Annotated in this window: 11 protein-coding genes; 7 read left to right on the forward strand and 4 right to left on the reverse strand. The window is 70.2% G+C overall.

All coding sequences use genetic code 11. The features are described from left to right. Positions 1-59 precede the first annotated feature (59 nt). Complete coding sequence (locus tag ASF68_RS11310; protein ID WP_056010260.1) at positions 60-1,517, forward strand: catalase; 1,458 nt, start codon at positions 60-62, stop codon at positions 1,515-1,517. Positions 1,518-1,597: 80 nt separating this feature from the next. Here the strand turns inward: ASF68_RS11310 and ASF68_RS11315 are convergent, their stop codons facing one another. Together ASF68_RS11315 and ASF68_RS11320 are read right to left on the reverse strand one after the other, a co-directional pair. Further along, a complete protein-coding gene (locus tag ASF68_RS11315; protein WP_056010262.1) occupies positions 1,598-1,810 on the reverse strand; it encodes a hypothetical protein in 213 nt (70 codons plus the stop codon). Positions 1,811-1,916: 106 nt separating this feature from the next. Continuing rightward, positions 1,917-2,552 (reverse strand): uracil-DNA glycosylase, encoded by a 636-nt coding sequence (locus tag ASF68_RS11320; RefSeq protein WP_082456009.1) that lies wholly within the window; start codon positions 2,550-2,552, stop codon positions 1,917-1,919. A gap of 137 nt (positions 2,553-2,689) precedes the next feature. Between ASF68_RS11320 and ASF68_RS11325 the strand changes: the two genes are divergently transcribed. The 3 genes from ASF68_RS11325 (at position 2,690) to ASF68_RS11335 (ending at position 6,036) form a co-directional block, all read left to right on the forward strand. After that, positions 2,690-4,168 carry an MFS transporter gene (locus tag ASF68_RS11325; RefSeq protein WP_056010266.1) on the forward strand — a complete coding sequence of 493 codons (1,479 nt, stop codon included), beginning with the start codon at positions 2,690-2,692 and terminating at the stop codon, positions 4,166-4,168. A 63-nt stretch (positions 4,169-4,231) separates the two neighbouring features. Beyond that, positions 4,232-5,065, forward strand: coding sequence for a siderophore-interacting protein (locus ASF68_RS11330; protein WP_056010268.1), 834 nt, complete (start codon positions 4,232-4,234; stop codon positions 5,063-5,065). A 101-nt stretch (positions 5,066-5,166) separates the two neighbouring features. Next, positions 5,167-6,036, forward strand: a complete 870-nt coding sequence (locus tag ASF68_RS11335) for a hypothetical protein (protein ID WP_056010270.1) — start codon at positions 5,167-5,169, stop codon at positions 6,034-6,036. 17 nt (positions 6,037-6,053) lie between these two features. Here ASF68_RS11335 and ASF68_RS11340 read toward each other — a convergent pair whose 3' ends face one another. Continuing rightward, complete coding sequence (locus ASF68_RS11340) at positions 6,054-6,446, reverse strand: (deoxy)nucleoside triphosphate pyrophosphohydrolase (protein WP_056010271.1); 393 nt, start codon at positions 6,444-6,446, stop codon at positions 6,054-6,056. A 221-nt stretch (positions 6,447-6,667) separates the two neighbouring features. On the opposite strand from ASF68_RS11340, the gene ASF68_RS11345 reads away from it, so the two are divergent. Beyond that, positions 6,668-10,201 (forward strand): bifunctional RecB family nuclease/DEAD/DEAH box helicase, encoded by a 3,534-nt coding sequence (locus ASF68_RS11345; RefSeq protein ID WP_056010273.1) that lies wholly within the window; start codon positions 6,668-6,670, stop codon positions 10,199-10,201. Here the strand turns inward: ASF68_RS11345 and ASF68_RS11350 are convergent. Next, a complete protein-coding gene (locus ASF68_RS11350) occupies positions 10,179-10,799 on the reverse strand; it encodes an NAD(P)H-dependent oxidoreductase (RefSeq protein ID WP_056010275.1) in 621 nt (206 codons plus the stop codon). The two genes, ASF68_RS11345 and ASF68_RS11350, sit on opposite strands and share 23 nt — an antisense overlap. 93 nt (positions 10,800-10,892) lie before the next feature. On the opposite strand from ASF68_RS11350, the gene ASF68_RS11355 reads away from it, so the two are divergent. Both ASF68_RS11355 and ASF68_RS11360 read left to right on the forward strand, forming a co-directional pair. Beyond that, the gene (locus ASF68_RS11355) at positions 10,893-11,474 is read left to right on the forward strand and encodes a TetR/AcrR family transcriptional regulator (protein ID WP_056010277.1); all 582 of its coding nucleotides are present in this window, start codon (positions 10,893-10,895) and stop codon (positions 11,472-11,474) included. Between the two features lie 183 nt (positions 11,475-11,657). Further along, on the forward strand, positions 11,658-13,118 hold the full coding sequence (locus tag ASF68_RS11360) for a S1C family serine protease (RefSeq protein WP_056010279.1): 1,461 nt from the start codon (positions 11,658-11,660) through the stop codon (positions 13,116-13,118). The last annotated feature ends 34 nt before the right edge of the window (positions 13,119-13,152 follow it).

The following is a 13,152-nucleotide window of genomic DNA, read 5'->3' on the forward strand; positions in this document are numbered from 1 at the left end:
ATGGTGGCAGTGCTGAAGCCAACCGACCGTCCGACCAGCCCCACCCCTCGAGGAGAGACATGTCCGAGCCCAGCTACACCACCACCAACAGCGGAGCGCCCGTCGCCAGCGACGAGCACTCCCAGAGTGTCGGCGCCGACGGAGCGATCGCACTCCACGACCACTACCTGGTCGAGAAGCTCGCCCAGTTCAACCGGGAGCGCGTGCCGGAGCGCGTCGTCCACGCGAAGGGTGGTGGGGCCTTCGGTCGCTTCGTCACGACCGGAGACGTCTCCCAGTACACCCGCGCGGCGCTGTTCCAGCCGGGCGTCGAGACCGAGATGCTCGCCCGCTTCTCCACCGTCGCCGGCGAGCAGGGCAGCCCGGACACCTGGCGCGACCCCCGCGGGTTCGCCCTGAAGTTCTACACGAGCGAAGGTAACTACGACCTCGTGGGCAACAACACGCCCGTCTTCTTCATCCGCGACGGCATCAAGTTCCCCGACTTCATCCGCTCGCAGAAGCGCCTGCCGGGGTCGCACCTCCGCGACCACGACATGCAGTGGGACTTCTGGACCCTCTCGCCCGAGAGTGCCCACCAGGTCACCTGGCTCATGGGCGACCGGGGTCTGCCGGGCTCGTGGCGGCACATGGACGGCTTCGGTTCGCACACCTACCAGTGGATCAACGCGAGCGGTGAGCGCTTCTGGGTGAAGTACCACTTCAAGACCGATCAGGGCATCGAGATCCTCACGCAGGACCAGGCCGACCAGATCGCCGGTGAGGACGCCGACTTCCACATCCGCGACCTCTCCGAGGCCATCACCCGCGGCGAGCACCCCAGCTGGACCCTGTCCGTGCAGGTCATGCCGTACGCCGATGCCGCGAACTACCGCTTCAACCCGTTCGACCTCACCAAGGTCTGGCCGCACAGCGACTACCCGCTGATCGAAGTCGGGAAGATGACGCTCGACCGCAACCCGGAGAACTACTTCGCCCAGATCGAACAGGCGACTTTCGCGCCGTCGAACTTCGTCCCCGGCATCGCGGCGAGCCCCGACAAGATGCTCCTGGCGCGCATCTTCAGCTACGCGGACGCCCACCGGTACCGTGTCGGCACCAACCACGCGCAGCTGCCGGTCAACGCCCCGCACTCGCCCGTGCACTCCTACTCGAAGGAAGGGGCGATGACGTACACCTTCAACGACGCCAACGCCCCGGTGTATGCGCCGAACTCGGTCGGCGGAGCCCACGCCGACCCGGCCCGCGCGGCCGAGTCCTCCGGTTGGCAGTCCGACGGCGAGCTCGTCCGGGCGGCCGCGACGCTCCACGCCGAGGACGACGACTTCGGGCAGGCGGGCACCCTCGTCCGCGAGGTGCTCGACGATGCAGCCCGCGATCGCCTCGTCGGCAACATCATCGGCCACGTCTCCAAGGTGACCCGCCCGGACCTCCGGGCCCGGGTCATCGCCTACTGGACCGCCGTCGACCAGACGCTCGGCGCGCGCGTCTCGGCAGGACTCCCGCCGCTCGTCTAGAGCGAGGGGCTTCACGCAGACGGACGGTCGTCATCCCTGAGGGGTGACGACCGTCCGTCTGTCGGTCCGTGTCCGGTGGGTCAGACGCCCATGGGGCCCCCGCCGCGTCGCGGCTCGCCGCCCGTGCCCTGCGCGAGGGCTTTCGCCCGTTCGCGCTCGTGCTCGGTGTCGGCGTCGTGCGAACGGTAGGCGTCGTCTGTCCGAGCTGCACGGTCGCGCCGCACGACGTACCAGACGGCGCCCACCGCCAGGAGGGCGATGACGATCAGGATCGCGATCGTTCCGATGTCCATGTGCTCTTCCTTTCCTCGTCCACTCGACGCTAGCAAGCGCTCAGACGGACGCAACCCCCTCGCCGACCGGGGCGAGGGGGTTGCGGATGGATCGGTGCGCGGGACGCTAGCCGGCGACCTGCTTGGCGCGCGCGAAGACCTTCTCGATCTCCTCGCGACGACCAGGCTGCTTCAGCGACAACGGTGACGGGTGCGGCGCGTTGAACGCGCTGTAGGTGTTCCCGAGCAGCGGCTCGACGTGCTTCCACCAACCGTCCTGGGCGTGCGGACCGCAGAGGACTACGACGCGGAGGTTGCGGAGCAGCGGGAGCAGTGCGCGCAACTCCATGGCACCCTGGGCGACCTCGGGGGCGTTCGGCTTCTTGCGTCCGGCGCTCAGGTACCACGGGACGATGTTCCAGACCATGACGTCGTCGAAACCGATGTCGTTCCGCAGGTTCCAGAGACTCTCGGCGACCGGGTCGTCGTTGTCGACCGAGGCGAACCCCGATCCAGGTGCGTCGAGGCTGTCCGGAGCGAGGGTGCCCGGGGCGTCGAGGAGGATGAGGGTCTTCGCGTTGACGGCTGCATCGGCCGGGTCGACGAGCGGGAGCACGAGGTCGCTCTGCCGCCGTCCCCGGCGGGCCATCATCGCGTCCGCCCAGTCGCGCAGCGGCGCGAGTGCCGGCGACTCGGCCAGCATGCGGTGTCGTTCGGCCAGTTCGTCCGGGTCCTGCAGCCCTCGCGGGGCGTCCATGTGCATCTTCCGAGCGTAGCCCGTGACGGGAGTCTCGTCATCGTCTGAAGGCGTTCCGACCCCGGAACCGGCGACGAGGACGGTGAAATCCGTGCTCGTCAACCGGGGGCGAGGACCGTCGAGCCGGGCATAGGCTGACCAGGATGACCACCGAGCCCACCGCCCCCGACGACCGGACCAAGTGGCGCGCCTTCGCGGTCTGCGTCTCCGTCGCCGCCCTCACGATCCTCGACCTCTCGAAGGTGAACGTCGGCCTCCCGTCCATCGAGCAGGCCCTCGACGCCGGCCCGACCGCACTGCAGCTGATCGTCGCCGGGTACGCCCTGGCGTTTGGCCTGATCCTCGTGCCCGCCGGCCGCTACGGCGACCTGCACTCCCGTCGACAGATGTTCATGATCGGCCTGAGCGTGTTCGGTGCTGCGAGCCTCGTGTGCGCGATCGCCCCGAGCGTCGCCATCCTGATCGGCGGGCGGATCCTGCAGGGCGTCGCCGCCGGATTCCTCATGCCGCAGGTGATCGGGCTCATCCAGCAGCTCTTCGTGGGCAAGGAGCGCGGACGCGCCTTCGGGCTCTTCGGCGCCATCATCGGCCTGTCGACGGCGTTCGGTCCGACGCTCGGTGGCCTGCTCATCGCCGTCGGCGGCCCGGAGGACGGCTGGCGCCTGCTCTTCTGGATGAACGTGCCGCTGGCGATCATCCTGCTGCCGATCGCCGCCCGCCTGCTGCCCAAGCAGCAGCCACGTGAGGCGGGGGCCGGTTCGCTCGACCCCGTCGGCATCGTGCTCCTCGGTCTCGCGGTGCTGTCGCTCATGCTGCCCTTCGTGCTGACGACGGGTTCGCCGGACGACGACCCGGCACGCTGGTGGCTCCTCCTCGGGTTCGCCGTGTTCGCCGGCCTGTTCGCCTGGTGGGAGGGTCGGTACCAGCGCGCCGGACAGACGCCCGTCGTCGACTTCTCGCTCTTCTCCCTCGGCAGCTACCGCAACGGCGTCCTCATCTCGACGACGTACTTCGCGGCCATGCCGGCCACCTTCCTCACCCTCACGCTGTTCGTCCAGCAGGGCCTCGGCCTCGAACCCGTCTTCGCGGGCATGATCACGATCCCCTTCGCGCTCGCCTCGGCGGTCAGCTCCTGGTTGAGCGGCCGGGTCGTCGACAAGCTCGGACGTCCGCTCGTCGTGGGCGGGCTCGTGTTGGTGGTGGTCGGCTTCACCCTGAACTCGGTGCTCGCGTTCATCACTCCCCCGGAGGTCACCCCGTACGCCATGGGTGCGGCGATGCTCCTGGCGGGCATCGGTGGCGGAGCCGTGATCTCGCCGAACCAGACGCTGATGCTCGCGGACATCCCGGTCGCGTCCGGCGGTGTCGCCGGGTCCATCGGTCAGCTCGGTCAGCGGATCGGCACCGCGGTCGGGCTCGCGGCGGCGACGGCGACCTTCTACGCGACGGTGTACTCGGAGAACGGCGGCGGTGCTTCGGGCGCCTCGCTCGACGTCTACCACGACGCCTACCGCAACAGCACCATCGTCACGATCGGCTTCGTCGTGATCGCCCTGGTCTTCGCGCTGCTCGACACGCGGTCCCGCAAGGTGGCCGATGTCGACTCAGGACCTTCGAAGTAAGGGTCACCTGAGTTAGGGTTACCTCAGTAGCGGCTGACGGGGTCGCTGGACGGAGGAGACCGGATGGCGCGGACGAACGCTGAGGTGTCGAGGATCAAGCCCGAGGCGGCGCGCCTGTTGACCCTCCGGGTGCTGCGGCGTGCGACGATCTCCCCGAACTTCGCCCGGGTCACGCTCGGCGGTGGAGACATCGCCGACTTCGCCTTCCTCGGCTACGACCAGTGGTTCCGCTTCTTCATCCCCGTCTCGGACGGCGGCCTCGATCGGCTCCCGACCAAGCTCGACATGATCGCCTACGTCAAGTACCTGGCGATCTCGAAGTCGGTCAGGCCGGTGCTGCGCAACTACACCGTCCGCGACTACCGCGCGGACGGACCGGAGGGTCCGGAACTCGACGTCGACTTCGTCATCCACGGCTCGGCAGCCGACGGGACCGCCGGACCCGCAGCCGGCTGGGCGCAGACGTGCCGACCGGGAGACCCGGTCGCGCTGCTCGACGAGGGTCGGATGTTCAACCCGCCGCCCGGCACGGACCGGATCGTGCTCGTCGCCGATGAGACGGGATTGCCCGCCGTCGCCGGGATCCTCGCGCACCTTCCGGCCGACACGATCGGGACCGCGATCGTCGAGGTGCCGTCGGCAGCGGATGTCCAGACGCTCGAGGCGCCCTCCGGGGTCGAGGTCCGATGGGTCGTCCGGGACGATGTGCATGCCGTCCCCGGCCGCGGGGCGCTCGCGGCGGCGGAAGCCCTCGAGGCGCCGGGCCCGTCGGCGTACGGATGGGTCGTGGGCGAGCAAGCGCTCGCCGCGGCGGTGCGTCGCTCCTGGGTCCGCAGCGGCACGCCCAAGGAACGCGTCATGTTCTGCGGGTATTGGAAGGTCGGCAAGGCGCACTGATCACCGGCATCGATCGTCCGAGTTCCGGAAAAACTCAGTTGATCGACCGAATACGGGGTGTCCCCGATGCTGGAGGAGCCAGGCTCGACTAGCCTCACGACATGCCCTCTCCCGCCGGCTCAGCCGGAAACACCATCGGCGCGCTGCCGATCGGTGCGGTCGCAGGGCTCAGGCGTCCGGGCTCGATGCGCTCGAGCACGGCCGACGTCGAGGATGTCCGCACGGATGCCGTCTCCACCGAGGACGGACGGCGATCGCCCGGGCCGCTCGCCACCTGGGACGGTGTCCGCTCGCGGTTCCAACCCGGCGAGGAACTCACCTTCGACGAGCGGTACCGCTACGCTCAGCTCCCGCTCATCGACGCCGACCATCCGCTGGCGCTCGCAGCCAGTCCCGATGGCAGCTACCGGGCCGGTCGCTACGTGGAACCACGCGTCGCCGTCGTCGTGCCCGTGCCGGTGGAGCGGTTGTTCGTCGACCCCATCTTCCTGAGCTACGAGGCGGACCTCGCCTCCGCGCCGTTCGCCGCGAAGCTCGCGCGAGGCATCGAGCTGCGTCGCGCCCACCGGCTGCATGCCACGCTCGCCTCCGTCGACGCCTCCGACGACCTCCTCACCGGTCTCCGATCGGCGGTCGGCGCGTTCGCGCCGTTCCGAGCCAGACTCGCCGGACCCGTGATCGGCGGCTTCAATCGCGGCCGCTGTTACCTCCCGGCCACCGCTGACGCCTTCGAACCGATCCAGCGGGCGGTCGGCGGACGTGCCGTCCCGCTCGTGGGGGTCGGCATGCACCACTTCCGGGACGAGCTCGACCCGGCGGAGACGGCCGCGCTCGCGGCCTTCCTGGAACGCTGGCAGGACGCGACCCTGTTCGAGTGGACGGTCGACGAACTGGCGGTCACCTCGACCCACGACGATCTGGTGCTCAGTGGCCGCACCCTGGCCCGGATCCCGTTGCGGGCTGGGGCCTGACACGTCGGACCGTCGACTCAGCCGTCGGTGAGCAGCCGGACCATAGGGAGGTCCGGCGACGCCCAGTCCAGCTCGGCCAAGCGGTTCCGCGGCACCCACCGCAGTTCATCGTGATCGGTGCTGCTCACCGGTGGACCATCGCGGAAGGTGACGGCGTAACACGCCAGATCGATCCGCAGTGCGCCGACCGCGACGACGGATCGGTCGAGGAGACGACCGACGGAGACATCGGCTCCGAGTTCCTCCTGCAGCTCCCGCGCGAGGGCCTCCTCGGGGCGTTCGCCGGCCTCGACCTTGCCTCCGGGGAACTCCCACCGGCCGCCCGAGGACCGCTCAGGGGAGCGCCGGCACGCGAAGACGGTGTCGCCCTGGGAGGCGACGCCCGCGACGACCTCGATCGTGGTGACCATACCGGTCCGACCCCCTCGCTCGTGTCGTCGTCGGAGACTCCAGGGTAGGGGACCCGGCGCTCGGGTCGGCGCGACCGTGCTCCCCAGGGAGGCGTCGCACGGCGTCCGCTCATGGCGTCGCGGACGGGCGGCCGCGGGTCGGTGGTGCGTGCCAGACTGACAGCGATCGGGGGCGGTGGTCCCCCGCCGCAGCGTCGTCTCGAAAGGCACCCACCGCACCGATGTTCCTCCTCGACGGTTCCGCCATCACGAGTGCCAGCGACCTCTCCAACGCGTCGTATTGCGAATTCGCCTTCCTGCGCTCCATCGACGCGAAGCTCGATCGCATCGACCCGATCGAGGAGCCCGAGGACGAGATGCTCATGCGCACCTCGAAGCTGGGCGATCAACACGAACTCCGTGTGCTCGAGTCCTACCGGGCGGAGTTCGGCGCAGGCGTGGTCGAGCTCGAGCGCCCCGACGTCCGCGACGCCGGGGCGCTCGCCGCCGCCGTCGCGTCGACGCTCGCAGCCTTCCGTGCCGGCGCACCGATCGTCTTCCAGGCCGCGTTCTTCGACGGCTCGTTCATCGGCTTCGCCGACTTCATCGTCCGCAGGCCCGACGGCCGGTACCGGGTACAAGACACCAAGCTGGCCCGCTCTCCGAAGGTGACGGCGCTGTTGCAGCTCGCGGCCTACGTGGAACAGCTCAGCGCTGCCGGGGTGCCGGTCGACGACGATGTCGACCTCATCCTGGGCGACGGGACGATCAGCACGCACGCCGTCGCCGACATCCTCCCGGTCTACCGGCGTCGCCGCGCACGGCTCGTGCAGATCGTCGCGGAGCGGCTGCAGGACACGGACGCGGTGCAGTGGGGCGACCAGCGGTACAGCGTCTGCGGACGTTGTGCCTGGTGCGACGCGGAGATCACCGCGTCACGCGACGTCCTGCTGGTGGCCGGTCTCCGGCTGACCCAGCGCGACCGCCTGTCGGCCGCCGGGATCCACACCATCGACGACCTCGCCACCCTCGCCCTCACCGGGTCGGCCCCCGGCGGCGCGTTCCACGGGCACCCGGCCACCGGTGGCGGCACCGTCGACGGGGTGTCGGAGACGACGCTCGCGGCCCTGCGGGATCAAGCCCGTCTGCAACTCGAACCCACCTCGGAGCCCGGCGTCCCGGCATTCCACGTCCACGACGCCGCGGCACTCGGGCTCCTCCCGCAGCCCGATCCCGGCGACATCTTCTTCGACTTCGAGGGAGACCCCCTGTACACGGAGGGCGAGCCGGGCGACGCCCGCCGAGGCGATCGCACCCGCTGGGGCATCGACTACCTGTTCGGGCTGGTCGACACCGACGGCGTCTTCCGATCCTGGTGGGCTCACGACTTCCACGAGGAGCGCATCGCGTTCATCGACTTCCTCGAGTACCTCACCGCCCGCCGGGCGGAGTACCCGGGCATGCACGTCTACCACTACGCGGCCTACGAACGGACGCATCTGCTCGCCCTGGCCGCCAGGCACGGCGTCGGCGAGCAGGTCGTCGACGACCTCCTGCGGGAGGCCGTGCTCTTCGACCTCTACCCGTTCGTCCGCAAGACGGTCCGCGTGGGCTCACGGTCGTACTCGATCAAGAAGCTCGAGCCCCTCTACATGGGCGACGACCACCGCGACAGCGAGGTCACCAATGCGGCCGCGTCGATCACCGAGTACGCCGACGCCCGCGAGCTCAGCCGCAGCGACGACCCGGCGCTCATCGCAGAGGGCGAGCGCAAACTGGCGGAGATCGCCGAGTACAACGAGTACGACTGCGAGTCCACGCGCCGACTCCGCAACTGGCTCCTCGCCCTGGGCGAGGAGCGGGGTGTGCTCCCCGGCACCTTCGTGAACGATGCGCCGGAGCCGCTCATCGACGACCCGACGCCCCTGCACGACGCCCTGACTGCCCTGGCCGGCGACCCGCTCGACCCCGGACGTTCCGACGACGCGGCGGCGTACGCCCTGGCTGCAGCCGCGATCGACTACCACCGTCGGGAACACAAGTCGTTCTGGCAGGAGCACTTCTCACGGCTCATCGCCGCGCGCGACGACTGGGAGGACACCCGCAACGTCTTCACGGTCACCGCGGGCGAGGTCGAGCGCGACTGGTTCCGGGAGGGGCGGCAGCGGAGCGATCGCCGGCACGTCCGCCTCTTCGGCCGCTGGGCTCCGGGGAGCAGTGTGAAGGTCGGCGCCGACCCCTTCGCCGTCTACGAGTACCCGGGCCCGTACACGGTCCCCCGCGCCGAGCCCGGCTCCCGTCCAGCCGGGCAGATCACCGTGCTCGAGGTCGACGACGATTCCGTGCTCATCCAGGAGACGCTGAAGGGCGACCGGGATCCCTACACCGAGCTGCCGGTGGCGCTCACGCCGTCTCCCCCGCCCCGGCCTGGGACGCAGGTCGACGCCATCGCCGAATGGGGGCAGGCCATCGTCGACGCATCGCCCGACTGGCCGAGCGACGGTGTCGTCGACATCCTCCGCCGCCGGCCGCCGCGCACCGGTTCGGGTGGTCCGCTCCCCCACCACGGCGACCGCGAGACGATCGCGGACGTCACCGCCGCCCTGCTCGACCTCGACGACTCAGCGCTCGCCGTCCAGGGTCCACCAGGGACGGGCAAGACCTACGTCGCTTCACACGTCATCACCGCGCTGGTGCGGCAGCACGGGTGGCGTGTCGGCGTGGTGGCCCAGTCGCACGACGTCGTGGAGAACCTGCTCGAACGCATCGTGAAGGCCGGCCTCGCCCCGGGCCTCGTGGCGAAGACGCTGCGGACCGGTGCCGACCCGGACGCCGACCGCGGCTACACGATCCTGCCGTCCAACGGCCACGCGGCCTACGCGGGCGAGCAGGCCGGCGGGTTCGTCGTGGGCGGGACTGCCTGGGACTTCAGCAACCCCAACCGGTTCCCACGCCGGTCACTCGACCTGCTGGTCGTCGACGAAGCGGGTCAGTTCTCCCTGGCCTACACGATCGCGGCGAGCGTCGCTGCCCGGAACCTGCTGCTCCTCGGCGATCCACAACAGCTCCCCCAGGTGAGCCAGGGGACGCATCCGGAGCCCATCGACACCTCCGCCCTCGGGTTCGTGGCCGATGGTCGAGACGTCCTGCCACCGGAACTCGGCTACTTCCTCCACGAGACCTGGCGGATGGACGCGGCGGTCACCGAGCCGGTCTCGCGCCTGTCGTACGGCGGTGAGCTGCGGTCGGCGGCCGCCACGGCGAACCGCCGTCTCGTCGGCTGCGAGCCAGGCCTCCACATCGTCGACGTCCGTCACATCGGCAACGCCACGAGCTCGGTCGAGGAGGCCGAACGCGTCGTCGAGCTCGTCCGCTCGAGCATCGGCCTGCTCTGGACCGACCCCGACTCCCGCCGCTCGGACTCACCCCTGACGCAAGCCGACATCATCGTGGTCTGCCCGTACAACGCACATGTGGCGGTGGTGCGGGAGGCACTCGACCAGGCCGGGTTCGGCACCGTCCGGGTCGGAACGGTCGACAAGTTCCAAGGCCAGGAGGCGGTCATCGCGATCGTGACCCTGGCCGCGTCCGCGCCGGCCGAGGTACCGCGCGGGATGTCGTTCCTCCTGATGAAGAACCGGTTGAACGTGGGCATCTCGCGGGCGCAGTGGGCGGCCTACCTCGTCTCCTCCCCCGCGCTCACCGAGTACCTCCCGACGACCCCGGAGGGCGTCGCCGAGCTCAGTGCCTTCATCAGGCTCGTGGACGGGCACTGAGCGACGCTGCGGACGAGCCCAGGTCGCTCGCGGGCCGACGCGAGGCGTCCGCGCTCCCGAGCCGGGCCGCCTTCGCGATCCACGCCTGTCGTCGTGCGTCGCTCGAGCCCTTGACCGGGCCGAACCGGCTCGCTGCGACGGACCGGATCCCGCAGAACCGGAGGGTCGTGGTGCGGAGCTGCTTCACGGTCGTGTCCCCCACCAGCGGGAGATACCACCATGGCGAGTCGGTCGTGACGATCACGCGGCCCGAACGCCCCGTGAGCAGCCCTTCGGGAAGCCCGTTGTCCTTCGTCCGGTAGGCGCGACGCGGCAGCAGGACCCGATCGAAGAAGCCCTTGAGCAGCGCCGGGACGGAGCCCCACCAGACCGGGGCCACGACGACGAGGTGGTCAGCGGCCAGGATCTGCTGCCACGCGAGCTCGAGGTCGGGCTCCAGTTCCTGCCGGTGGGTGTAGCCGAGCCGCAGGTTCGGATCGAATGCGAGGTCGCGGACGGCGAGGACCGTCGCGTCGCCGTGGGCATCCGCATACGCCGACGCCAGAGCGGCGCACAGGGAGTCGGGATTGGGATGGCCGTCGATGACGAGGGTGCTCATGGATGCTCCAAAGGTCGTAAGTTTTGACAGTGTCCAGAATCTAGACACTGCCCACATCGGTACGGGAACGACCGTACGGGTACGATGTTGCTTGTGTCAAGATCGACGACGGCCTATCACCACGGCAACCTCGGACCCGTGCTGGAAGACGCTGCGCTCGACCTCATGCGGACACAGGGACACGTCTCGCTGAGCCTGCGCGAGGTCGCCCGCCGCGCCGGCGTCAGCCACAACGCGCCGTACCACCACTTCGGCGACCGGACGGCGCTGCTGAAGCGCTTGAGTGAACGGTCGATGTCGGAGCTCCTGGAGTCGATGCGCGCCGAGCGGGCGGCCGCGGCCGCGGGCACGCCGCAGGAGATCGCCATCCGGGTCGGCTCGAGCTACGTGGCGTACGCGGCCCACCATCCCGAACGGTTCCGGGTCATCTACGACCCGGACGTCTGCGCTCCGGGCGCGCCGAGCGCGGCGATGGCGCCGCTCATCGCCGCCGTCGAAGGCATCCTCGCCGAGACCACCGCCTCCCTCGCGCCCGATGCGCCGGCCGAGGTCGTCGCCGCCCTCACCACGGCGGTGTGGGCGACGGTGCACGGCTTGGCCGAGCTCGTCGTCGCCGGTCACATCTCGGAGGTCGAGGCCAGACCCGCGCTCGAGGCCTTGCTGTCCCGGTCCTGAGGGCACACCGCGGCGACCGCCCGGCCCCGTTCCGGAAGTGCAAGGGCCTGTCTCTCAGGCTGTACACAAACCACACCCGGTGAACGGTCGGGAACCTCAAAGGCGGCTCTTGGCCCCAGGTGACGATTCCCTCGGTTTGCAGGAGTCAGATGATCTCAGCACTCGCCGCCGAGAGGAACCTTCATGACGAACACCACAGGACCGGACATCCCGGAACCCGAAGCCACCGATCCCGCCACCGCAGACCCGACCGCCGCAGCCCCCGCCTACGAGCAGCCGACGGGGTCGTACCAGCCGGCCCCCGGCACGGACGTCACTCCCCCGCCCGGGTACCCGGGCAACGCCGCCGCACCCGGCCGGCCGTGGATGGCGACGACGCCGTACGGCTACGCCACGGCACCGCATCAGTACACCGACGGCCCATCCGTCGCTCAGCCCATGCTGCAGGCGCCGCAGACCCCGCCGCAGCCACCGACGGCACCGAAGCAGCAGCCGATCGGCTGGATCATCGCCGCAGCGACCGCAGCGACCGTCGTCTCCCTCGTCACCGGCGGGCTGGGCATCGCCTCCCTGGCCGCGGGCGCCTTCCACAGCGTCGCAGCGTCGTCCCAGGTGGCCGAGACGGTTCCCGACGGGGACGGCCAGAGCTTCCGAGCGCCGGGCGGCCTCACGCCACCGCAACAGCAGACGACTCCGGATGCCGCCACCGCGGACACCAGGAGTGCGACCGCGGCCGAATCGGTCGGTGTCGTGGACATCGAGACCGAGCTCGGCTACCAGGGCGGCGCCGCCGCCGGCACCGGGATGGTCCTCACGGCCGACGGACAGATCCTGACGAACAACCATGTCGTCGCGGGAGCGACCAGCATCGTGGTCACGGTCGTCAGCACGGGTCAGCAGTACACGGCGCGGGTCATCGGGACGGATGCCACCGACGACGTCGCGCTCCTGCAACTCGACGGCGCCTCGGGACTCGACACCGTGACGATCGACGACGACGGCGGCGCGGCCGTCGGCGATGCCGTCACCGGCGTCGGCAACGCGGGCGGGACGGGTGGGACGCCGAGCGCCGCGGACGGATCGGTCACCGCGCTCGACCAGGACATCACCGTGCAGGACGAGACGACGGGCGGCGGCAAGCAGCTCACGGGCCTCATCCAGACCGACGCGGACATCCAGGCCGGAGACTCCGGCGGCCCGCTGTACGACGCGGAGGGTGAAGTCGTCGGGATCGACACCGCGGCGTCCTCCGGTGGCACCGACATCGACGGGTTCGCGATCCCGATCGACGACGCACTGTCGATCGTCGGTCAGATCCGCAGCGGCGTCGAGACCCAGACGGTCTCGATCGGCTACCCGGCCTTCATCGGCATCGGCCTGAGTTCAGCCGCGGACGGTGCGGCGCAGACCGGCGCGGGCGCCGTCGTCGGTTCGGTGATCGAGAACACGCCCGCCGCCTCGGTGGGCCTCGCCGCGGGCGATGTGATCACCGGGCTGAACGGGACGCCCATCGACTCCGCGCAGACCCTCACCGCGACCATGGCCTCGCTCGAGCCCGGTCAGACGGTCACCATCACGTGGACCACATCCGCTGGTACGAGCCAGACGGCGGACATCGCGCTGATCGAGGGCCCCGTCGCCTGACGAGCCCGTCCAGCTGCTCGGCTCCTCCGATCCG

The sequence above is a fragment of the Plantibacter sp. Leaf314 genome (genome assembly GCF_001423185.1).
Taxonomy (GTDB): Bacteria; Actinomycetota; Actinomycetes; order Actinomycetales; family Microbacteriaceae; genus Plantibacter.

Coding starts and splice junctions, on each gene's coding strand:
- ASF68_RS11310 (WP_056010260.1), top strand. CDS start 60: ATGTCCGAGCCCAGCTACACCACCACCAACAGCGGAGCGCCCGTCGCC.
- ASF68_RS11315 (WP_056010262.1), bottom strand. CDS start 1,810: ATGGACATCGGAACGATCGCGATCCTGATCGTCATCGCCCTCCTGGCG.
- ASF68_RS11320 (WP_082456009.1), bottom strand. CDS start 2,552: ATGCACATGGACGCCCCGCGAGGGCTGCAGGACCCGGACGAACTGGCC.
- ASF68_RS11325 (WP_056010266.1), top strand. CDS start 2,690: ATGACCACCGAGCCCACCGCCCCCGACGACCGGACCAAGTGGCGCGCC.
- ASF68_RS11330 (WP_056010268.1), top strand. CDS start 4,232: ATGGCGCGGACGAACGCTGAGGTGTCGAGGATCAAGCCCGAGGCGGCG.
- ASF68_RS11335 (WP_056010270.1), top strand. CDS start 5,167: ATGCCCTCTCCCGCCGGCTCAGCCGGAAACACCATCGGCGCGCTGCCG.
- ASF68_RS11340 (WP_056010271.1), bottom strand. CDS start 6,446: ATGGTCACCACGATCGAGGTCGTCGCGGGCGTCGCCTCCCAGGGCGAC.
- ASF68_RS11345 (WP_056010273.1), top strand. CDS start 6,668: ATGTTCCTCCTCGACGGTTCCGCCATCACGAGTGCCAGCGACCTCTCC.
- ASF68_RS11350 (WP_056010275.1), bottom strand. CDS start 10,799: ATGAGCACCCTCGTCATCGACGGCCATCCCAATCCCGACTCCCTGTGC.
- ASF68_RS11360 (WP_056010279.1), top strand. CDS start 11,658: ATGACGAACACCACAGGACCGGACATCCCGGAACCCGAAGCCACCGAT.